This is a genomic window from Rhodococcus sp. G-MC3 (assembly GCF_030063335.1).
GTDB lineage: Bacteria > Actinomycetota > Actinomycetes > Mycobacteriales > Mycobacteriaceae > Rhodococcoides.
Genome location: NZ_JASISW010000004.1, coordinates 239,782 through 261,280, shown reverse-complemented (window position 1 = coordinate 261,280; position 21,499 = coordinate 239,782). Strand labels below are relative to the sequence as shown.

Genomic DNA, 21,499 nt, shown 5'->3' with positions numbered 1-21,499 from the left:
CGCCGACTATGTCACTACCCACTGAAGTAACAGTGACAAACATTGCGCATCTCACGCGGTACCGTTCGCGTCATGTACCGGAAGACGATGGCTCTCTCGCACCGCCCGGCCCGCGACGGCACTCTTATCGAGGTTGCCCACGTTCCGGCGTATCTCGCGCTCGAACTGGCGACAGAGGCGTGGGCAGGTGCACTGTTGGAGGTGAGCGAGCGCGTCATCACTGCTGCGAATGTGATGATCGTGAACATCTCGTCCAACTTCTCGCGCGAACTGTTGGTGGGGTCGGTTGATGTCGAGGTGGCGGTGACGCGAGTCGGCACAAGCTCGCTCGTCCTCGAAGTGTCGATCTTTCAAGCGGATATTCGTTCAGCGGTTGCAGCCTTCACCGTCGTGCGAGTAGTGGACGGTGCGGCATGCCCGCTCACCGACGCACAGCGCGCGTCCATCGCTTCGCTCGTGTCCGATCAGGCATTGCAAGTTTGAACGGCCGCGAGATGCGGCACCATGGAGGCGTGTCTTCTACTTCACCCGTGGTAACCGAGTACGTCGTCCTCGTCGACGACGCTGGACACAGCGTCGGGACAGCGCTCAAATCGATCGTGCATACGACGTCGACACCATTGCACCTCGCTTTCTCGTGCTACGTCTTCAATTCGCATGGAGACGTCCTGATCACCGAGCGTGCGCACCACAAGAAGACCTGGCCTTCGGTGACGACCAATACTTGCTGCGGCCATCCGGGACCTGGTGAAGACCTCTCCGATGCGGTCGTACGCAGACTCGAACAGGAGCTGGGAATCGCGGCGACGAGTGTGCGGCTTCTCCTTCCGGATTTCCGTTACCGGGCGGTGATGGATGACGGAGTGGTCGAGAACGAGCTGTGCCCGGTCTACGGAGTGTTGTACGACGGACCTGCGCCGAGGCCCGATCCAGCCGAGGTGGCTCGGGCGAACTGGATCCCGTGGTCTGAGTTCTCACAGTTCGTGTCCGACGGCGGCACAGTATCTCCGTGGTGTCGGGAGCAGATGCCGCTGTTGCGCGGGCTGGGCGACGACCCGTCCCAGTGGCCGTCGGGGAGCAGCGCGGATCTCCCGGAGGCTGCCCGCTCGGTCGGTGACCTCGACTGACCTCGACGAACATTGGACAAGGTCATTCGAATGACCGACACCGGACCCGATATAGTTGATCGGTGTACTACGAGTGTGAATCTTCGGGTTTGACCGCGCAACGGCGCCGAGCGGCTGGTGAGCATGCAGCAGCGCGCTGAAAACACACGCCAAGCAGTGTTGGTGGGCGCTGCGAGAAGCTTCGAGAAGTTCGGGTACGGAACCGCGAGTCTCACCACCATCCTGGCCAGCGCAGGCGTGACCAAGGGTGCGATGTACTTCCACTTCTCGTCCAAGGAAGACCTCGCCCACGCGGTGATCGGTGCCCAGCACCAGATGGCGATGGAGGGTTCACGTCTGGTGGTCGAACAGGTTCCGGTAGCGCTGGACGCGCTCATTCTGGTCAGCCAGGAAATGGCTCGGCAGCTGGTCGACGAGCCTGTCGCTCGCGGCGGCATGCGGTTGACTCTCGAGATCGGAAGCATCCAGGGGCCCGTACAGCGGCCGTACTTCGACTGGATCGAGTCGATTCGCACGCTGGCCGAGCGCGCATCGCGTGAAGGTGACCTCGCTGCGGGTGTCGATGTCGATGCATTGGCAAAATTCATCGTCGGTGCCTTCACCGGAGTCCAGACATTGTCCGAAGTGCTGTATGGACGGGCAGATCTGTACGCGCGCCTGACCGAGATGTGGGAGCTGTTGATCCCCGGTGTGGTGGGCGCGAATTCGCGCACGCGCGCGCTGGCTCTAGCCAGGACCCGACCCCGAAAGTGGACCGAACCGCTCGCGTCGTCGTAACGTCGTTGCGCCGTATCGTTGGAAAGAATCCACCTTCGCACGAACGGAAACCCACATGACCGAGGTACTCAGCCGCCGCGATATCGACTTTCTGCTGTACGAATGGCTCGACGTCGAGTCGTTGACCACGCGTGGACGATTTGCAGAGCACTCCAAGGAGACGTTCGATGCGGTGATGGACCTCTGCGCTGACATCGCGCACAAGCATTTCGAGCCACACAACCGACTCGCCGACGCCAGCGAACCGAGAATGCGCGCCGATGGAACGGTCGAGATGATCGACGACGTCAAAGCGGCACTGAAAGTTTACGCCGCAGCAGGCCTCATCGCGGGCCAGTTCGACGAGAGTATCGGTGGGATGCAGTTACCCACGACCGTCGCGCGTGCTGCAATGGCCTGGTTCCAAGCCGCGAACGCCTCGACGTCGTCGTATCCGTTTCTCACCATGGCGAACGCGAATCTTATTGCTACATACGGTACCTCGGATCAAATCGATCAGTTCGTACGGCCCATGCTGGAAGGCAAGTACTTCGGCACCATGTGCCTGTCGGAGCCGCAGGCGGGTTCGTCGCTGGCCGACATCACCACTCGTGCGGTGAAGCAGGACGACGGCAGCTATCGAATTACCGGCACGAAGATGTGGATCTCGGCGGGCGACCATGAACTGACCGACAACATCGTCCATCTGGTGCTGGCGAAGGCGGCGGGCGGCGGCCCGGGCGTCAAGGGAATCTCCCTGTTCATCGTGCCGAAGTTTCTCCCCGACGGCACCCGCAACGACGTCGCCCTGGTGGGGCTCAACCATAAAATGGGCAATCGCGGTACCACCAATACCCTGCTGAACTTCGGAGACGGAACCTATTCCGACACCCGAGGTTCCGGTGCCATCGGTTACCTGGTCGGCGAGGAGCATCGCGGACTGTCGTACATGTTCCACATGATGAACGAGGCGCGCATCGGAGTGGGGTTCCTGGCCATATCTTTGGGCTACGTCGGCTACCTCAAGTCGCTCGAATACGCGAAGGTGCGCACGCAGGGTCGTCCGCTCGGAGCGAAGGATCCCTCGTCCCCGCCGGTGGCACTGATCGAGCATGCAGACATCAGACGCATGCTGCTCGCGCAGAAGTCCTACGTGGAAGGCGCTCTGGCGCTTGGCCTTTACTGCTCGCGGCTCGTCGACGAGCAGGACACCACCGAGGACGAGCAGACGAAGGCGGAGTCCACGCTCCTGTTGGACGTGCTGACGCCGATTGCGAAGAGTTGGCCGTCGCAGTGGTGTCTGGAGGCGAACAGCCTTGCGATCCAGATACACGGTGGCTACGGCTACACCCGCGACTACGACGTGGAACAGTACTACCGAGACAACCGGCTCAACCCTATTCACGAAGGTACGCACGGTATTCAGGGTCTCGACCTACTCGGACGCAAGGTGACGATGCAGGGCGGTGCCGGTCTTGTGTCACTGGGCAGCCGCGTAGCGGGCACCATCGAACGTGCACGAGCGACCAGCGGCGCCACCGCCGAGTTCGCCGAGACACTCGAGACGCACTGGAACCGGGCGGTCAGCGTGACCGCTGTCCTGTGGTCCACTGGCGACCCAGCAGTGGCACTGGCCAACTCGACGGTGTACCTCGAGGCGTTGGGACACATCGTGATCGCGTGGATGTGGCTCGAGCAGCTTATTGCAGTCGAGGGCAAGACGGGGGATTTCTACGACGGCAAGCGCAGCGCAGCTCGGTACTTCTTCCTCTACGAATTACCCAAGGTCGACCCGCAGCTCGATCTGCTGGCGAGCCTGGACAGAACCACTCTCGACGTGAAGCCGGAGTGGTTCTGACGCGCTAGGCCTTGTCTGCGAGCAGAGTGAACGAGTGCTCTCGGATCAGTATCGTCGGCCCCGAGCTCTCGTACGCTTGCTCGGGGTCGCTGGAAATCAATTGCGTCCACCCTGATCCCGGTAGCGTGAACTCGACTGGGCCGGAGGAAGAATTGACCATCCAGGCAAAGGCGGTGTCGTCTCGCGCCGATGCCATCATGACAAGCAGGGACAGAGCCGTTCCATCCGACCAGTCCTCGTCGGAGAGCTTCTCGCCGTCCGCGCGGTAGAAGTCGACGTAGGTCTTTTCGTTCGATGCACTGTCGTGCCGAAACCAACGAGGACGTAGCGCCGCGTGGTTCGAGCGAAGACGAATCAGCTCGGCGGTGAACTCTTGCAACGGCCGATCCGCGGCGGACCAATCGAACCAGGAAATCTCGTTGTCCTGGCAGTACGCGTTGTTGTTTCCGCCTTGGGTGCGGCCGATCTCGTCGCCGCCCAGAATCATCGGCACACCGGCCGACAACAGGAGCGTCGCCATGTGGTTACGCTGCTGCCTACTCCGAAGCGCCTTGATGCCTTCGTCGTCGGTCGGGCCCTCGGCGCCGCACCCCCATGAACGGTTGTCGGATTCGCCGTCCGCGTTGTCCTCGCCGTTCGCTTCGTTGTGCTTCTCGTCGTAGCTGGTCAGGTCGGCCAACGTGAATCCGTCGTGGGCAGTGACGAAGTTGACGCTCGCGAGGGTCGGACGGCGAGTGTCCTCGTACACATCTGGGCTGCCGGTGATGCGTTGCGCGAAAGCGCCGAGTGAACCCGCTTCGCCGCGCCAGAAGTCGCGGACGTCGTCACGGAACTTGCCGTTCCATTCCGACCAGCGAGCGGGGAATCCACCGACCTGATATCCGTGGGTGTCCCACGGCTCGGCGATGAGTTTGACGGAGGCGAGCGTCGGATCCTGGTGCACGAGGTCGAGGAACGCACTGTGCTTGTCCAGATCCGAATCCTGCCGAGTCAGCGTGCTGGCCAGGTCGAACCGGAACCCGTCGACGTGCATCTCGGTGACCCAGTATCGCAGTGAATCCATGATCAAGGCCAGTGCTGCCGGGTGACCGACGTTGAGGCTGTTGCCCGTGCCGGTGGTGTCGAAGTAAGAACCCCGGTCCTCGTCGACGAGTCGGTAGTAGGACCGGTTGTCGATGCCCTTGAGCGAGAGCGTCGGACCGAGATGGTTGCCCTCGGCAGTGTGGTTGTAGACGACGTCGAGGATTACTTCGATACCGGCCTCGTGAAGGGCTTTCACCATGGTCTTGAATTCGTCGACCTGTCCACCGGTGTCACCGGAGCTGCTGTACTCGTTGTGCGGTGCCAGGAACCCGATCGAGTTGTAGCCCCAGTAGTTTCGACGTCCCTCCTCTAGCAGATGCGAGTCCTGGACGAACTGATGAACCGGCAGCAGTTCGACCGACGTGACACCGAGGTCGACGAGTGCCTGGATGGCTGCGGGGTGAGCGAGCCCGGCGTATGTTCCACGAATGCTTTCCTCTACATCCGGATGCTGGGCAGTGAAACCTTTGACGTGTACTTCGTAGACCACTGTGTGGTCCAACGGAATTCGAGGCGACGTGTCCGATCCCCAATCGAAGTTCGAATCCACGACAACCGATACCGGCATCGAGCCTGCGGAATCCGCTTCGTTGATGGACTCGGGCTCCTCGTGATGATGGGAGAACACCGATTCGTTCCAGTCCACCGATCCCGACACAGCTCGCGCGTACGGGTCGAGGAGAAGCTTGTTCCTGTTGTGCCGCAGCCCCTCCGCCGGATCCCACGGTCCATCGACACGTAATCCGTATCGGCTCCCGTTCGTCAGGCCGTCCACGAAACCGTGGAAGACGTGGCCGGTTCGATCGCCGAGAACAGTCGACGATGTTTCGTGGCCTGTCTCGTCGAGAACCACCACGGTGATCGAATCTGCGGTTTCGGAGTACACCGCGACATCGGCTTCGCCGCTGGTGAGAAGTGATACGCCGAGTGGGTACGGCCTGCTGACGGGGGATGTATCTGACATTGACGGTCATTACCCACGGCGGGGCCCGATAAACCACGTTTGAGACCGCCTGTGCAGGGGGTACGACTCACGCATGGCTGATTACAGAGTGCTCGACCCGACCGGCGACGTCGTCGCGACCAAGGACATCGAGAGCGCGGAGGACGCGCACGCATGGTTCATCGACGAGAAGGCCGACAACACCGAACTCGGATGGAGGCTCGAAGTCGACCACGACGGTGAGTGGGCATTCGTGGACGACACCGAGGGAAGTTAGGCCCGGGGGAAGTCAGGACGGCTTCGCTGGTTTCGCACGAGCGGAACCAGCGGGACACCGTTGTCCAGACGCTCGTCGCCGGATTGAACGAAGCCGTGGCGGGTGTACATTTCTACCAGATAGCTGGGCGAGTCGATCCGGCAGATCGCGGACCCGACATCCGCCAATGCCGCCTGCAGCAGTCTTGTGGTGTGACCATGACCGCGCTCCGAGCGGCGGGTGCACAGGTGACCGAGACGAAATTCCGTCGTATTGTCGTTTACTTCTTCTAGCAAGCGGACCGTACCGATGACTTCGCCGCCTTGTTCGAGCCAGAAATGCCGCGTTTTCGGTAGAAGATCCAGTCCGTCCAGTTCTGGATAGAAGTACGCCTGTTCGACGACGAAAACTTCGACGCGCAACTTCAATACTGCGTAAAGTTGCTCGACGCCCAGGTCCTGGGCCCAGGACCTGACCAGAGTCGGGCGATGGTCGGACGCAATTGCTGTCGGCGACACACTCATGTGACCCCCTCGTTGTCGATCGTTATTTCGGTTGAGACGTCATAACAGGTACCCGTTGTCGCGGAGTTCATACGTGAACCGCGCAGTTCACGCCTCGTTCATCTCACTACCCGAATTCTGCCATCGCGGCTGCGCTCGATCATCTCGGCGCGTTCGAACTCGGCGAGCCAGCCTTCCATCGGCCACCGATTCCAACGGCGAAAGAACACTGCAGAATTGCGGACGATGTCGTCCAATCTTTCGACGGGAGGCGACGACACCGGGTGGTGCTGGTGGTAGGCGTCGGCGCCGCCGACCCACCGGAGCCCGACTCCCGCCGCGCGGGCGGTTGCTGCGAAGTCGGTATCCTCGCCTCCATATCCCGTGTACTCCTCGTGGAAACCGCCGATGTGGTTCCACGTCGTGGGCGTGAGAGCGAAGGACAGGGACCAGAAAAGGTCGTAGTCGGTGCCGTCGATCACAAGACCGGGCGGTGGGGCGGGACGTGCCGGGTGCGGGTCGGTGTTCTCCATCAATTCCGCTGCCGTCCAGTCGACGTCCCGCGGAGGTAGATACGTCACAGGTCCACACAACAGTGTGCGGTGATTGTCGGTTTCCGCTGCGGCTGATGCGTACCTGCCGAGCATGTCGGTTCCTGGAATGCAATCCACGTCGAGAAATACGATCAGATCTGCGCCCGACGAGACTGCCGCTCGTGCGCCTTGATTGCGGGCCGCGGAGAGAGGGAGATGGGAGACCGCGCCCAGTTCGACGACGGTGGCGTCGTTCGGCGACGCGTCGACGATACCGGCAATGTCCTTGTCTCCCATGGACACGACGACGTGGTGTGCTGGAGTGACGGATGACTCGGCGAGGCCGCGCAGTTGGGCGCGCAGGTGATCGTGACGGCCGGCGACGACGGTGACCACTGCGATGTTCATCGGGCCACGATCGAATCGAGTAGTTCCGCAACGCGCGTAGCAGCGCCGGGCTGCCGAAGCTGCGTCCACGCGTCGAGGTCGAGTTCCGCAGCGGAATGCAGCAGCGGTTGCCACTGCCCAGGATCGGGCCACTCGGTCGTGACGACTGCGGCGCCGGCTCTGTGGAGTGCGCGCGCCGTCGCGTCCTGCTCAGCGAACGGGCGAGATTGAGCAATGACGATCGCCGGAACGCGGGCCGCCGCGATGTCGGCGATGGCATTCTGTCCGGCGTGGGTGACGACGACCGACGCCGAGCACAGCAGAGGCCAGATATCGTCGACCCACGACGCACGATCGATGCCGGCAGCCTTCCAGCGGTAGCCAGAGTTGGCGGACGCAGCGTGTTCGACATCGGTTGTAGTCAAGGATGTTCCGCCTGCGCCGCCGAGCACGAGAATCTCGGCAGCGCCGGGTATCGGTTGTCGTGCGCGCCCGTCGAACCGGCTGATCGCCCCCACATAGGTCGTCGATTCGGCGTACGGGTGCAACCACTCGGGGTCGTAGACGGAGTCCGACCAGGGGGCGATAATTGCCGTCGCAAGGCGGTACGCCAACCTGTGCGGTTCGTCGTCGCGTTCACCTGGCATTGCCACGACGACGACATCGACGCCTAGGAGTCGGACGAACAGAGCCACCTCGACGGATACGTCCACGACGAACAATCGTGGACGCTCGGCAACGATCCACGCAGCGATCGCGGCCATCCTGTCGGTCAGTCCACCGACCCCGGTCGGCGCCCAGTGCACGATTCCTCCCGCGGTCGGGTCGACGTAGTCGACAACGTCATCGTCGATGTCGAGCGGTAGCTCGACCCACGCGACGTCGCTGCTACCGGGACGCGGACGAGAGGACAGGACGGTCAGCGGCTCGCGCACCGCTGCTGCGATGGATGTTGCCCGGTTGACATGACCGGAGCCTTGATGGTGCGCGTAGTAGCCGATCACGCTGCCTCGCCGCCCAGCATGGTCTCGTACAGATCGACCATCCGAGTCTCGGAGCAAACGTTCTCGTCGGCGGTTCCGACGAGCGTGGCGAGTTCCTTCTGACGTAGATGTCCCACGGATCTGATGCCGTCCCCGAGTCGCGGCACCACTTCGTCCGCGAAGTAAGCCGTGTTCGACGGTGGACCGGCGAGCCTCAGCGGTATACCAGCGAGCCGTGCAGCATCGATTGCCAGGTGGGGCCCCTTCCCGCCCGCGAACGGTTCGGCAATGGGGAAACTGGAGGAACCGAGGATCGCGATGCGCAATCGTGCGGTCATCGGTTGTCACCGGCGGATGCGAAGGTCCGTGCCGTTGCACGCGCATAGATTTCGTCGTGACGCTGCGCGATGTGTGTTCGCTCGAGTTCGCGCGCTGCGCGCGTCACCGTGGATACATCGAATCGCGCGTCGTAGGACCTGTTCACCGCGTCGGACAGTCCGACCGAGTCGAATCTTCCGATACCGAAACCGAATGTGTGGCAGTCTCTTTGCTCCGCGAAGTATCCGCAGTCGGGAACCACTGCGGCCACTCCGAGGTCGTGGCAGGCCTCGAGCCAGCCCGAATGAGTCCCGAACCGGTACGGCAGGATCGACACATCGATTTCTGTGAGGTATTGCCATAGTTCGGCGTCGTCGAACCGTGGGTGCACTCGAACGTCCACGAGACTGGACCGGTATCGCAACAGTGCACGGCCGATGTCGGCGGAATCGGACCGCGGATCGTCGAACACGGTCGCGTCCACATCGATTCTCACCCTCGCGTTGGGGAGTGCGGACGCGGTTTCGACGACCGTGTCCAGAACAGCGAGTGGATCGAGATTGGCTCGCAGGTTTTTCGCGTGCATCCCGATGACGAACTCGGTCGACCTCTCGCGCGGACGGCCCAGTGCGTTCAGCGGTGCGACGTGCGGGTGTGGAATCACGGTGGCAGAGACATCCCAGATGGCGAGCAACTCGGCGGCAGCGCCCGGTGTGAGGGTGATGAGCTCGTCGGCGGCGCGAACGAGTACGTCGAGGTGAGCGGTATGCAGAGCGTTGTCCTCGAAATGCGGATTGTGAAGGTCGTGCACGGTGAAGACGAGCGGAATGGCATGCGCGCGTAGCACACCGACGACCTGTTCGAGTTGCTCGACGGGCAGGGAATCGAAACCGAAATGCAGATGTAGCAGATCGATGTCCTCTACATGCGCTTCGAGCCACTCGGGGTCGAGCCAGCGCGGCGGCCACCACCGGTCGGTACCGTCCGCGCCGGACGGCACGGGGTCCGGGAGGCGTCGGGTAGCACTGGGCCGCCCATGGACCGCCTCGAGATGCGATACGTAGGCGTGTGCGGTCGGAACCGAGGCGACGGTACGGGGTGTGATCAAGTTGGAGGGTTCCTCTGGGACAGATCGGATATACGGGGAGTGTGAGGGCCCGGCCCGGTTGCTCGAGAGGGAGTGTCTTGATGGCGACAACCGAATACTACAGCGCACAGCGAGCTGCGGCTCCCTCTGCGCGCGACGCGGTGGACGGTCGGACGCGTCACTACGGCGAGTTCTACCGTGTCACCGAGCCGCCGGTTCGAGACCGGCGACCGCTGGTTCTCGTCTGGGGAAATTGCCAGGCCGAAGCTTTGCGAATCGTATTGTCGAGTTCGCCCGATGCTGCGTATCGCACCATTCGGGTGCCCCCCGTGCACGAACTGACAGCGTCGGACATGCCGTTCGTCTCGTCGATCGCGGAGGCTGCGGATGTCCTCGTGTCACAACCTGTGCGTGCAGGCTATCGAGGCCTGCCCATCGGAACGGCCGAGGTCCGCGACAGATCCAAGCGGCCGTCGAGGACGATCGTCTGGCCAGTCGTTCGGTACTGCGGCATGTTCCCGTTCCAGGTCATCGTGCGTCACCCGGATAGTCCGTCGGCGGTGCCACCCGCTGTCCCGTACCACGACCTTCGGACGTTGCTCGGGGTGCGCGAGGGGCGTCGGCGCTTCGACGAATGGGACTTCGAGGTAGGGGAAGAGCGTTTGCGTGCGGTGGCCGACTGGAGTGTCGGCCAACTGCGCAGCCGTGAACTGCGTAATTGCGACGTCGGAATATCCGATGTGCTCCTCGGCCTGGGCGAGAGGGCCGCGCACACGATCAATCATCCTGGCAACGATGGTCTGCTCGAGCTCGGTCGTCGGATACTGAGCACGCTTGGGTGCACGGACCCAACGCCGCCGGAGCGTGAGCTGCTGGGAAACATTCGCGCGCCGTTGGAGAAGCGGGTGATCGACGCGTTCGGTCTGCATGCGAACGCGCGCGAAGAATGGACCGTGGACGGGGCGTCGCTCGGCCAAGAAGAAATTTTCGAAGTTCAATCACGCTGGTATCTGGAGCATCCCCAATTCGTCACGGCTGCATTCGCGCGGTATGCGGAGCTCGTCGACATTCTCGGGCTCACCGCGTGAAGACGTCCGTCGGCCATCTCGTCGTGGGACCGAGGACGCACGGCGTGGTCAGGTACGCCGTCGCGGTTCACGGGGCGTTGAACGGCACAGGTGACCGTCAGCGGATTGCCTACGCGCACACTCCTCACCCGGGCATTCCCACCGAGTTGGCCGACTGCACGCTCGTTCATGTTCACGTCACCGACAGGCTGTTCGGGCGGACACCTGCACATGCAACGGCGGCATTGTCGACGATGATTCGAGGGATCGGGAGACCGGTATCGGTGACGCTGCACGACCTTCCGCAGCACTCGGATGGCTCGGGGATGGTCGCGAGGGCCGCCTTCTACCGTGACGTCGCCGAACATGCTGCAGGAGTGGTGGTGTCAAGTCAGCACGAGGCTTCCTTGTTTCGGGAACATGTGTCGGAGAGGATCGATCCCGAGGTAGTCCCCCTGATGATCGAGACGCCGGTGATCGAGACGCCGATGATCGTTCGCGCGAGCGAGGGGCCTAGAACAGTGGGTGTGCTGGGGTTCGTCTACCCGGGGAAGGGCCATGCCGAGGCGATGGACGCTGCGAAGGAGCTGCCGGCGGACATCGGCTTCGTAGCGCTGGGAATGCCATCGCCCGGACACGAATATCTCGTGGACGAATTGCGCTCCGCGGCTGATCGGAGCGGGCGATCCTTCGAGATCACAGGCTTTCTCGACGACGAGGAGCTACGAGCGAGGGCGGCGACGATTACCGTCCCTGTCGCCTACCACCGCCACCTGTCCGCGTCCGGTTCGATCAACACCTGGATCGCCTGCGGTCGCAAGCCGCTGGTGCCGCGTGGTTCCTACACGGAAGAACTGAATGCACGGTCACCAGGTGTGGTGACCCTGCACGAGGACGGGCAGGACGCGCTTCGAGCGTCGATGTCGGACGCTGTCGACGATCCGGCTCGAACGTGGATCGCCCCCTCGGTCTCACCTGTGCCGTCGGCGGCTGATGTCGCGCGAATGTACGACGACTTCTTTCTCAGGTGTACCCGATGACTTCCGTACCGATCGCACTCCCGCCGTTCCGAGAGGCGGGCGGCCGCGAGATCCTGCCCGACAATCGCTGGGACCTCGCGAAAGAAGCGGAACACACACCGACGGTGAGTGTTGTCATCCCGTATTACGAGCAACCACGTCAGTTGGCGCTCGTGCTCGAAGCGTTGACGACCCAGACCTATCCGCGCGAGCTCATCGACGTGGTTGTCGCCGACGACGGGTCGGCGACGCCGCCCGACATCGATCAGTGGGCAGCGGACCTCTCGATCACGGTGGTGCGGCAGGAGAACAGGGGTTTTCGAGCTGCCGCGGCGCGGAATCTGGGCGCAGCCGCATCGAACGGATCAATTCTGTGCTTTCTCGACGCGGACACGGTGCCGGTGCCCGATTACGTGCGGCGAGCTGTCCGGCTACCGTCTGCCGCGCCGGACGTGATGGTCGTCGGCCGGCGGAAACATGCCGACCTGTCATCGGTCACCGTGGACACAGTGGCTACGTGGATCGCGGACAACTCCTGGCGCGCCCGTTCGCACGAGAGTGAACCGCAGTGGCTGGTGGACGGCTACGAGCGAACAGCGGATCTGCTGGAACCGGGTTGGGACGGATACAAGTACATGCTGAGCGCGGTGTTGACCTGTAGCCGGCAGCTTTTCCTGGACACGGGTGGCTTTGATTCCACCTTCGTTCGCTACGGCGGAGAAGACTGGGAGTTCGCGAATCGAGCGTTCATGATGGGTGCAGTGTTCGCCCATGCGTCCGATGCGCTGGCGTGGCACGACGGACCTGATTGGGCGGAAAGAGCTGTGCCGGATAGGATTTCAAGCAAAAATGCAGAGGCGCTCGCGTTGGCGTCGTCGATCACCGATCCGGCAGCGCGAACGTCGGGTCTGCACTACTGGATCCCGGACTTCGTGGTTCTCGTGTCCACGCTGGGGCACACAGCAGCATCGCTGTCGCTGACGATTGCCAGCGCAGTCCGGGGAAGTGACAGCGCAGTGTGGTTGGTCGGAGACGACGCCGTCGAGCTGCACACTGAATTGCGGATCGATGATTCGCGGGTTCGCAGCGGGGTACCCGAGGCGGCAATTCTGGCGCGGTGCCGATTCGCCGTCGCGGTGTCGGGACGTGTTCGCTTCTCTCCCGATACCTTGGCGCGACTGGCCGACGAGGTAGGGCCTGGTCGGGCAGGGGAAGTTGTCGTGGTGTTCGACGCCGCCGATTCGGCAACGGTGACCATGCAGTCGTCCAGGGCAGTTCATCGAGCGAGACGGTGGTCGGCGCGGGCGGAGACGACCGAAGAGGCTCTGCGTCGGATTCTGTTCGGCGCTCACCGCATCGATCGCGCCGAATCCGGGATCACGGTCGAAAGAGACGAACCTCGGCTCTCCTGGTAGTTCCGGCTGCGTGCTCGACGCCGAGGGTTGTCAGGTTTTGGGCATGCAACTCCGAGACCGACCTACTGACTCCTCTCGATCACGTGGCGCGCAGGTTGAACACGCTAAACTCGCAAGGTGACCGCGGCCGAACACGAAGTACGAACGTACGGCGGGGTATCCGTCGAAGATCGGCGGGCAGAACGGCGCGTTAAGTTTCTCGAAGCTGCGCTGTCGGTGTTCTCGGACAAGGGATACAAGGCGAGTACCGTTGCAGATCTGTGCCGCAGTGCAGGGCTTGCCCGGCGTCAGTTCTACGACGAGTTCAGCAGTCGCGAGGATGCTCTCATCGCCCTGTACGATTCGATTCAAAACGACGCCAAAGTCGCTACGACTGCGGCTATCGAGTGCAGTGGTTCTTCGGACCCACACGAACTGGCGGCCTTGGCGATGGGTGCCTTTGTCGAGTCGATTGGCAAAGACGCTCGTAGAGCGCGTATTTCGTTCGTCGACAGCGTCGGCGTCAGCCCTCGTATCGAGGAGCATCGACTGGCCGAGCGTGCAGTGTGGCGTGTGTTCTTCGAGGCGACCATTCGTGCTGCCGTCGGGCAGGACTACGTTCCCCCAGGGGGGTACGCGATGGCCTCGACGGCGTTCATCGGGGCCTTGATCGCGCTCGTTCAGCAATGGAGCACGGCAGACCCAAGACCTCCTGTCGAGGACCTCACCGACATCATGGTCGCGTTCCTGGACTCGCTCATCGCCCGTTGACCTGAGGATTCTGCTGCGGGAATTGGGGGTTGTAATCCACGTCACTCGCCTCTACTGTCCATTAGATCGAAGTTAGACACAAATATCTAACTTGTCTGCCGGGGAGGCCGAAAACGATGAACAGATGGACTTTGGGCATAGTGGTAGCGGCGATGGCGGTGATGCCTGCAGTCGTTTCGATGCCGGCGTCGGCCGAACCCGGCCCTCCTCCCGCATTCCCTGCCGTGCCGGAATTCGACGCCGAGTTCTACTCGCCTGCGGATGCCGTGGTGTCGGCTGCGGAGCCGGGAGAGATCATCGCGTCACGGCCGGTGAATCTCGCCACTCTGGCCGTGATCCCGCTCAATGTCGATGCATGGCAACTTTCGTATCGATCGAACAACGCTCGCGGCGAGGCTATTCCGGCTGTTGCCACGGTAATCAAGCCTCGCGGCGACGCGGTCGGTGAGCGACCACTGCTCTCGTATCAGATTGCCGAGGACTCCCTCGGAAACTATTGCGCGTCATCGTACGTGCTGCAACAGGGTTCGATTCCGTGGCCACTCACGGGGGCCGTGACCGGCGGCGGACAATTCCTCGAAATCCAGGCTGCGCTCGCCCAGGGGTGGGGCGTTGTGGTGCCCGATCATCAGGGACCGAATTCCTCGTTTGCGTCCGGACCCTTGGCCGGTCGGATCACTCTCGACGGCATCAGGGCAGCGGAGAATTTCCGGCCGATGCAGCTGACCGGGCGTGATACGAAGGTTGGCATGCTCGGCTACTCGGGCGGGTCGATCGCCACCGGCCACGCCGCCGAACTGCGGCAGACCTACGCGCCCGATCTCAACATCGTCGGTGCTGCCGAGGGCGGTGTCGCAGCCGATGTCGGTGCCCTCGTGGACAATGCGAACAATGCGGTCGGATCAGGAATCGTTGCGTCGGGAATCATCGGAGTGAGCCGTGAAGACCCCGAGATGGCGTCGTTCCTCGACCAGCATCTCAACCCTCTTGGGCGAGCGTTGTTCGCTGCGAAGGACAATCTCTGCGTCGGGTGGAACTCTGCACTCGCTCCGTTCCTGAATCTGAAGGGGCTGTTCGAGACTCCGGGTGATCCACTGCTCGAGCCCGAGGCTCGACGAGTCCTTGCTCGACTGAAAATGGGTCAGGCCGTGCCCGATGTACCGATGTTCCTGTACCAATCGAATCCGGACTGGCTGGTGCCGGTAGGTCCGGTGAATGCACTGGTGAACACGTACTGCGCGGATCCGAAAGCTAGTGTCGAGTACACCCGCGATCACTTCAGCGAGCACCTGACTCTCGACGTGATCGGACTGCCGCGAGCTCTGCTCTGGCTGGGTGATCGTTTCGACGGCGTTCCGGCGCAACAGGGATGCACTACCCGCGACGTCGGATCTATGGCTCTCGATGCTCAGACCTGGCCGGTGTGGCAGCGCACGGTCGGTGACTTGGTCGGTGGCCTGTTCGGTAAGCCGATCGGCGCATAGCTCCACGCCGGATGTCGTGTCGGATCTGCCGCGAGCAGAACAATGTCCGAGACAGTTGCGAGTGCGGCATAGTGAAGCACGTGAAACTTCTCGTTCTTGGAGGCACACAGTTCGTCGGACGCACACTCGTCGACGAGGCGGTTGGGGCCGGGTGGGAAGTGACGGTACTCAATCGATCCGGTACAGCTCACACTCCAGGAGTGGTTGCGCTGCAGGGTGATCGGACAGCCGAGAACGGACTGGCGGCGCTGTGCGCAGGGGAGTGGGACGTCGTCGTCGACACCTGGTCGTGGGCACCGATCGCAGTGCGCTCGGCAGCCGAGGTGTTGGCGGATCGCGCGGACCGCTACGTGTACATCTCCTCACGCTCGGTCTACCGGGCCCCCGTCCCGGCCGGCGCGACGGAGGCTCATCGGACCGTCGAGTGCGATCCCGACGACATCGCATTCAACAACTACTCCAGAACGAAGGCAGGGGCAGAACAGGCACTGCGGCTGGTGTTCGGTGAACGGGCGCTCGTCGTCAGGCCGGGACTGATTCTGGGGCCTCACGAAAACATCGGAAGGCTTCCATGGTGGCTCAATGCCATTGCTGATGGCGGACTCGTCCCGGCACCGGGTCCGGAATCACTCGATCTGCAGTACATCGATGCGCGCGACTTATCGCGCTGGACACTCTCGGCAGCTGCGCGAGGGCTGTCCGGAGACTACGACGCCGTCAGCGCGTCCGGTCACGCAACCATGGGCACGTTGCTTGCCGCATGTCTCGAGTCGACACATTCCAAAGCCCAGCTGGTATGGCTCGATCCAGGGACGCTGCAGGCACACGGCGTCACCCCGTGGATCGATTTCCCGATCTGGATCCCACCGGGCCCGGATCACGACATGATGCACGGTTCCGATGTGTCCAAGGCGTATTCGGCCGGCCTCGTATGTCGGCCGGTGGCCGATACAGTCGCCGACACCTGGTCGTGGCTGCAGTCGCTCGGACGTGTTGCACCGCAGCGCGCCGATCGCCCAACCGTAGGAATGAGCTCCGGGAGGTTGAAGACGTTGCTGACGCGATAGGCAAAAACTAGCCCTTGCCGGCACGGGACAGAATTGCACGTGCGCAACGGACGACTGTCGCACGATCGTGGGAGACGACGTACTCGAACAACCGATCGCGTTCGTCGTCTTTGTCGTCTACGCGGCGCACCTCGCGCGCGGACAACACGCAGCAGAAGAACTGGCCCAGTACGACGACATTCCATTCCTCGACCAGAGGGTCGGCCGGGTCGAGCGCGAAGTGCGTTATCCCTGGATCGGACAACGTGTCCATCGCGATGCCGTAAACACCGGTGTAGGCAATTCTGCGTGCCATGGTGTTCCAACGTCGACGGGTCCGATGGCCGAACCGTCGTGCGTGTTGAAAGGTGCCCAGCGTCATCGTGTCCGCGCCTGCCGATGCGGCTTGCCACTCGATCTGGGTGCTCATCGCGACGAGTAACTTCTTGGACGACGGCGTCACGATGCGGCCATCCGCCGCGATGTCGAAAGGAGACGTCGATTTCGAAGTTGGGGTGTTCCACGTGGGTGGCACGTGCGCGTCATGCATGGCCCCGACGGACGGCTGCCAGTTCGAGTACATCTCGCCCACGCCGAACGTGGCACCGAGCGCGAGTGCACGGGCACGATCGTCCTCGGAATCGACTCCGCGCGCGACGATCAAGGCACCGGTGCGTTCGGCTTGTGCGGCGACGACGTGGACCGTGCGGGCAGCGGCGGTGTCGGGATCCCTACGCGCCAATTCCGGTGCGAGAACTATGATGTCGGGCTCGATCAGTGGAAGCAGGGTCAAGGACTCGGGCCCGGTGCCGACGTCATCGACTGCGACCATACGTCGTAGGTCCCGGGCGCGTTCGACCGAATGAAGGGTTTCGGCGGGGTTGTCCAACAAATTCCTGTGGTGCACGACGAACGCATCGCTGAGCACATCGAGGGCGTTCTCGTGGGCGTCGCGGACCTCGAGGCGTCGGGCAACGGTGTTCGTATCGCTCACAGTGCGGCGGCCGCAAGCCCGACGAAACCAGCGACGATGATTCCGAACGCGGACACGAACGCGACACGGTGTGGGGTCCGATCGATCAACGGTGTCCGTGCCGACGGACGCAGAGGTGCAGCCTCATCCATCGTCGTCTCCTGATCGCCTCGTGCGCCGACAAGATGCGGCGACTTCCATGCTGACGGATCTACATCGCTGTACGACCGTATGTAAGGTAACGGATAAATAACATACATAACTGTTTCGTAACGGCGATTCCGGCAAGTGTTTGAATCGTGCTGTCACTCGGTGTATTCCGTTGTCGATGGCTGGAGTGGGCGTCAGTCCCGCAGACTTCGAAACGGCAATGAGAGAGACTTGGATCGATGGGTCTGTCACCCTGGGCGCATGACCGATGCGATGAAAGCGGATCTTCGGCGGTATCTACAACTCGGGCGCGATGCGGTTCTGTGGAAGCTGGATGGACTGTCCGAATATGACATGCGGCGACCGATGACGTCCACCGGCACGAACCTGCTCGGCATCGTCAAACATCTCACGGCGGTCGAGCTGGGATATTTCGGTTGGACGTTCGATCGGCCCTTCGCCGGTTCGGTCCCGTGGGCCTCCGAGAGTGCTGAACTGAACTCCGACATGTGGGCCACCGCCGAGGAGTCGTCCGAGTATGTCGTCGACCTGTACAGGCAGATCTGGACACACTCGGACGCCACGATCGACGAGCTTGCACTCGACGCGGAGGGGGCCGTCCCGCATTGGCCTGCGGACCGAGCAGGGGTCACATTGCACCGGATCATCGTTCACGTCATCGCAGACATGGATCGACATGCAGGCCATGCGGATATCGTCAGAGAAATGATCGATGGTGTGGTCGGCCTTCGTGCGATCGGAGACAACCTTCCGAGCGATGACGAGCTGTACTGGTCCGGGTACGTGGACACACTCGAAGCGGAAGCTCGGAAATTCCGCGTGCTTCCACAAAAATGAGGGCTGGAGCGGTCCGCCCGAGCTGCCGGTCGCCCATGGCACACTACCGACCATGAGCAATGCCGACGTACTAAGCGCCGTAGCCGAACTCGCTGGATCCGCTCAGCGCGTAGCCGTTCTCACCGGCGCAGGTATGTCGGCCGAATCCGGGATTTCAACTTTTCGTGATGCCCAGACCGGGCTGTGGTCGACGTTCGAACCGGCCGACCTCGCGAGTCCCGACGGCTGGGCCCGTGATCGGAACCTGGTGTGGGGGTGGTATCAGTGGCGCGCGGAATTGGTTCGTCGATCCCAGCCGAATGCCGGGCACCTTGCGCTGACCGAGTGGCAGGCCAGAACGCACCTCGACATCGCAACGCAGAATGTCGACGACCTGCACGAGCGTGCGGGATCGACTGTGATGTCGCATGTGCACGGCAGTTTGTTCGACCCTCGATGCACCGAGTGTGATGTTCACTCGCACCCCGAGCCGGAACCGGTCGACGAGTACGCAGACCGTGTGACGCCACCGCTCTGTCCGTACTGCGGCGGTGATATGCGCCCCGGCGCCGTGTGGTTCGGCGAATCGCTGCCCGAGGATCAGTGGCGCGCGGCAGTGGAAGCTGTCGAGAGCGCCGATCTGGTAGTGGTTGTCGGTACTTCAGGCGTCGTCTTTCCGTTCGCTGGACTGCCGGCGATGGCGCGCAGCGCAGGAGCTTCAGTAGTCGAAATCAATCCGGTGGAAACCGAGATCTCCGACATGGCCGACCTCCGATGGCGAACCACCGCAGCGAACGGCTTGCCCGCTCTGGTGGCAGCACTTTGATCGGCCGCTGTGGCCGCCGATCGCGATGACACCGGCGTCCACCTCGGAAACACAGTGCGCACGTCTATTCGAACTCGAGTCGCATCGATCGAACCGCGAAGTGCAGCAACAACACGAATCCGCCGATCGACACCACGACCGGTGACCACACTACGAATGCCATCAGAATCGACACGCTCTCGTAGGTCACGACGTAAACGGCAATAAAAGTCGTTGCGGCAACGCAGAATAAGATGTGGGAGGCCAGCATCCATCGTTCGAAGAAGAATCCGACAAACATCCCGAGCTCGATCAGGAAAGCGCTCTTCCCCAGCGTGATCTCAGGCGGAAAATCTGCCACCATAGTCGCTGAGAAAATGGCGATGTTGGCGATCGTCACGAATGCGAACGCCTGATTGATCGTCGGCCACGGCCCGAACATCCAGAACGCACCCATCACGTATGCCGCGATCATCGATGTCCACTGCACTGATGTGGGAATCGGCGTGGTCGCGCCGTACCCGAATCCCATTTCGAGCGTCACGATGACAGCCATACCGAGCGTCGCCAGTGCAATAACTCTTTTTACGATGCCCTCGACAGCGAGGGAGGACATCAGGTCTACTCCCCATTCATAATGCTCTTCCGAGGACTTCACAGCGCTGGTCATGTTCGATTCACCCCTTGGTTCCAAAATGCTCGTCGATTCAAACACACCTGCGGGGGCATCGAGCCGGGTTTGCGTTGAATGGACTGCGCATCCTCGGGTTCGCATGGAGTCTGATGCTACGAGGGGTGCCTCTCGGATGCCGGCCCGAAGCTATTGTGCCAGTGCGTTTTCAGTGAGTTTCGAGTGTCGAGTTCGCCGCTGCAGTAGACGGGGCGATCCGCAGCCGAATCCCGCCTCCGACGTTGCTCGACGAGCGGTCGAGACGGGCAGGTCATCACGCTTTTCAAGAAAGTAAAATACCATCCGGGACGATGCATCACACGTTTGGATCGAAGGGATAGTCGAAGCATGCCCGAACGTTCTACTCCATTGAGAAAACTGGGATTTTTGACGATCGGCCTGTTCGACGAGAATCGTCCTGGCCTCGGACACGAGTCGACACTCGAGATCATCGAGCTCGGCGAGAGTCTGGGGTTCGACAGCGCCTGGCTGCGGCATCGTCATCTGCAGTTCGGAATTTCGTCACCGATTGCAGTGATGGCCGCGGCGTCGCAGCGCACCAAGAAAATTGCGCTCGGGACTGCGGTGACTCCGCTGGGCTGGGAGAACCCGCTGCGTCTGGCCGAAGACCTGGGAACGGTTGACGTGCTGTCCGGGGGGCGAATCAACCCGGGAGTCAGCGTCGGGCCCCCGATGCAGTACGAGAGAGTCAAGGCAAGCCTGTACCCGGATACCGCGGACTCCGAGGATTTTGGATACGAGCGCGTCGAGCGGCTTCTGCGATTGGTCGATGGACAGCCGGCATCGGACTGGAGTGGAACCGTGGGAATCGAGCAGTTCTCCGATCGAGTGCAGCCGCACTCACCGGGCCTGCGTAGCCGAATGTGGTACGGGGGTGCCAGCCTGCGCTCGGCGCAATGGGCGGGCGAAGCAAATGTGAACCTGCTGGTCAGCAGCGTTGTCAAGGCTGAGCAGGAGAATGCTGGGGAGCTGCCGGACTTCGACGCCATTCAGCTCTCGCACATCGAACGGTTCCGTGCACACCACCCTGAGGGACCCGCTGCACGTGTATCCCAGGGGCTCGTAGTGATTCCGACCGATTCTGCCTCGGGCGAGCAGAGGCGCAAGTACCGCGAGTACGCGAGTAGCAGGCTGGCCCGCACCCTCGAACCGCAAGGGCCTGCGCACATGATGTTTGCCGCGGATCTCGTCGGGACTACCGAGGAAATCGTCGAGATGTTATCTGCGAATCAGTCTTTTCAACAGGTCGACGAAGTGGCATTCGCGCTGCCGTTCAGTTTCGAACACGAGGATTACGTGCAGATCCTGACGGACATGGCAACGACCCTCGGCCCCGCGCTCGGTTGGTCTCCCGCGCCGGACGAGCCTCGGGTGTGAGTTGTCGCCCGCTCGGGTAACTCCATATCAACTGCACTCACTGGAGGAACT

General features: G+C 62.3%; 23 protein-coding genes. 14 read left to right on the top strand and 9 right to left on the bottom strand.

Going from position 1 to position 21,499, the window contains the following annotated elements; genetic code table 11:
- Positions 1–72: 72 nt before the first annotated feature.
- The 4 genes from QMK17_RS05975 to QMK17_RS05960 all read left to right on the top strand — a co-directional run bounded on the left by QMK17_RS05975 (position 73) and on the right by QMK17_RS05960 (position 3,741).
- A complete protein-coding gene (locus tag QMK17_RS05975) occupies positions 73–483 on the top strand; it encodes a hotdog domain-containing protein (protein ID WP_283507504.1) in 411 nt (136 codons plus the stop codon).
- A 29-nt stretch (positions 484–512) separates the two neighbouring features.
- Positions 513–1,127 (top strand): isopentenyl-diphosphate Delta-isomerase, encoded by a 615-nt coding sequence (gene idi, locus QMK17_RS05970; protein ID WP_283507503.1) that lies wholly within the window; start codon positions 513–515, stop codon positions 1,125–1,127.
- 123 nt (positions 1,128–1,250) lie between these two features.
- On the top strand, positions 1,251–1,904 hold the full coding sequence (locus QMK17_RS05965; RefSeq protein ID WP_283507580.1) for a ScbR family autoregulator-binding transcription factor: 654 nt from the start codon (positions 1,251–1,253) through the stop codon (positions 1,902–1,904).
- A 55-nt stretch (positions 1,905–1,959) separates the two neighbouring features.
- Entirely contained in the window at positions 1,960–3,741 is a 1,782-nt protein-coding gene (locus QMK17_RS05960) for an acyl-CoA dehydrogenase (protein WP_283507502.1), read from the top strand.
- 4 nt (positions 3,742–3,745) lie between these two features.
- On the opposite strand, the gene glgX is transcribed toward QMK17_RS05960, so the two are convergent.
- Positions 3,746–5,788 (bottom strand): glycogen debranching protein GlgX, encoded by a 2,043-nt coding sequence (gene glgX / locus QMK17_RS05955; protein WP_283507501.1) that lies wholly within the window; start codon positions 5,786–5,788, stop codon positions 3,746–3,748.
- A 73-nt stretch (positions 5,789–5,861) separates the two neighbouring features.
- Here glgX and QMK17_RS05950 point away from each other — a divergent pair, with 73 nt between their 5' ends.
- Positions 5,862–6,044, top strand: coding sequence for a hypothetical protein (locus tag QMK17_RS05950; protein WP_283507500.1), 183 nt, complete (start codon positions 5,862–5,864; stop codon positions 6,042–6,044).
- Here QMK17_RS05950 and QMK17_RS05945 read toward each other — a convergent pair.
- The 5 genes from QMK17_RS05945 to QMK17_RS05925 all read right to left on the bottom strand — a co-directional run bounded on the left by QMK17_RS05945 (position 6,041) and on the right by QMK17_RS05925 (position 9,855).
- Entirely contained in the window at positions 6,041–6,547 is a 507-nt protein-coding gene (locus QMK17_RS05945) for a GNAT family N-acetyltransferase (protein WP_283507499.1), read from the bottom strand. The two genes, QMK17_RS05950 and QMK17_RS05945, sit on opposite strands and share 4 nt — an antisense overlap.
- Before the next feature lie 98 nt (positions 6,548–6,645).
- Complete coding sequence (locus QMK17_RS05940) at positions 6,646–7,467, bottom strand: glycosyltransferase family 2 protein (protein WP_283507498.1); 822 nt, start codon at positions 7,465–7,467, stop codon at positions 6,646–6,648.
- Positions 7,464–8,450, bottom strand: coding sequence for a glycosyltransferase (locus QMK17_RS05935; protein WP_283507497.1), 987 nt, complete (start codon positions 8,448–8,450; stop codon positions 7,464–7,466). Before QMK17_RS05935 ends, QMK17_RS05940 begins: the two co-directional genes overlap by 4 nt.
- A complete protein-coding gene (locus QMK17_RS05930) occupies positions 8,447–8,767 on the bottom strand; it encodes a hypothetical protein (protein WP_283507496.1) in 321 nt (106 codons plus the stop codon). The genes QMK17_RS05935 and QMK17_RS05930 overlap by 4 nt, the downstream gene beginning before the upstream one ends.
- Positions 8,764–9,855: a hypothetical protein gene (locus tag QMK17_RS05925; protein WP_283507495.1), complete on the bottom strand. Its 1,092-nt coding sequence runs from the start codon at positions 9,853–9,855 to the stop codon at positions 8,764–8,766. The genes QMK17_RS05930 and QMK17_RS05925 overlap by 4 nt, the downstream gene beginning before the upstream one ends.
- Positions 9,856–9,935: 80 nt before the next feature.
- On the opposite strand from QMK17_RS05925, the gene QMK17_RS05920 reads away from it, so the two are divergent.
- From QMK17_RS05920 to QMK17_RS05895, 6 genes are all read left to right on the top strand, one after another.
- A complete protein-coding gene (locus QMK17_RS05920) occupies positions 9,936–10,922 on the top strand; it encodes a WcbI family polysaccharide biosynthesis putative acetyltransferase (protein ID WP_283507494.1) in 987 nt (328 codons plus the stop codon).
- Complete coding sequence (locus QMK17_RS05915; RefSeq protein ID WP_283507493.1) at positions 10,919–11,941, top strand: hypothetical protein; 1,023 nt, start codon at positions 10,919–10,921, stop codon at positions 11,939–11,941. The genes QMK17_RS05920 and QMK17_RS05915 overlap by 4 nt, the downstream gene beginning before the upstream one ends.
- Positions 11,938–13,335, top strand: a complete 1,398-nt coding sequence (locus QMK17_RS05910) for a glycosyltransferase (RefSeq protein ID WP_283507492.1) — start codon at positions 11,938–11,940, stop codon at positions 13,333–13,335. The genes QMK17_RS05915 and QMK17_RS05910 overlap by 4 nt, the downstream gene beginning before the upstream one ends.
- A 117-nt stretch (positions 13,336–13,452) precedes the next feature.
- Positions 13,453–14,085 carry a TetR/AcrR family transcriptional regulator gene (locus tag QMK17_RS05905; protein WP_283507491.1) on the top strand — a complete coding sequence of 211 codons (633 nt, stop codon included), beginning with the start codon at positions 13,453–13,455 and terminating at the stop codon, positions 14,083–14,085.
- Between the two features lie 116 nt (positions 14,086–14,201).
- The gene (locus tag QMK17_RS05900; RefSeq protein ID WP_442972695.1) at positions 14,202–15,569 is read left to right on the top strand and encodes a lipase family protein; all 1,368 of its coding nucleotides are present in this window, start codon (positions 14,202–14,204) and stop codon (positions 15,567–15,569) included.
- Positions 15,570–15,649: 80 nt separating this feature from the next.
- Positions 15,650–16,636, top strand: coding sequence for an NAD-dependent epimerase/dehydratase family protein (locus tag QMK17_RS05895; RefSeq protein ID WP_283507490.1), 987 nt, complete (start codon positions 15,650–15,652; stop codon positions 16,634–16,636).
- A gap of 7 nt (positions 16,637–16,643) precedes the next feature.
- On the opposite strand, the gene QMK17_RS05890 is transcribed toward QMK17_RS05895, so the two are convergent.
- Positions 16,644–17,609 carry a DICT sensory domain-containing protein gene (locus QMK17_RS05890; RefSeq protein ID WP_283507489.1) on the bottom strand — a complete coding sequence of 322 codons (966 nt, stop codon included), beginning with the start codon at positions 17,607–17,609 and terminating at the stop codon, positions 16,644–16,646.
- Positions 17,606–17,740, bottom strand: a complete 135-nt coding sequence (locus QMK17_RS05885; RefSeq protein ID WP_283507488.1) for a hypothetical protein — start codon at positions 17,738–17,740, stop codon at positions 17,606–17,608. Before QMK17_RS05885 ends, QMK17_RS05890 begins: the two co-directional genes overlap by 4 nt.
- A 259-nt stretch (positions 17,741–17,999) precedes the next feature.
- On the opposite strand from QMK17_RS05885, the gene QMK17_RS05880 reads away from it, so the two are divergent.
- Together QMK17_RS05880 and QMK17_RS05875 are read left to right on the top strand one after the other, a co-directional pair.
- The gene (locus QMK17_RS05880) at positions 18,000–18,596 is read left to right on the top strand and encodes a DinB family protein (protein ID WP_283507487.1); all 597 of its coding nucleotides are present in this window, start codon (positions 18,000–18,002) and stop codon (positions 18,594–18,596) included.
- A gap of 52 nt (positions 18,597–18,648) precedes the next feature.
- Positions 18,649–19,401 (top strand): SIR2 family NAD-dependent protein deacylase, encoded by a 753-nt coding sequence (locus QMK17_RS05875; protein WP_283507486.1) that lies wholly within the window; start codon positions 18,649–18,651, stop codon positions 19,399–19,401.
- A 64-nt stretch (positions 19,402–19,465) separates the two neighbouring features.
- Here QMK17_RS05875 and QMK17_RS05870 read toward each other — a convergent pair whose 3' ends face one another.
- A complete protein-coding gene (locus QMK17_RS05870) occupies positions 19,466–20,050 on the bottom strand; it encodes a giguanylate cyclase (protein WP_283507485.1) in 585 nt (194 codons plus the stop codon).
- A 348-nt stretch (positions 20,051–20,398) separates the two neighbouring features.
- Between QMK17_RS05870 and QMK17_RS05865 the strand changes: the two genes are divergently transcribed.
- Positions 20,399–21,448: an LLM class flavin-dependent oxidoreductase gene (locus QMK17_RS05865; RefSeq protein WP_283507484.1), complete on the top strand. Its 1,050-nt coding sequence runs from the start codon at positions 20,399–20,401 to the stop codon at positions 21,446–21,448.
- Positions 21,449–21,499 lie beyond the last annotated feature (51 nt).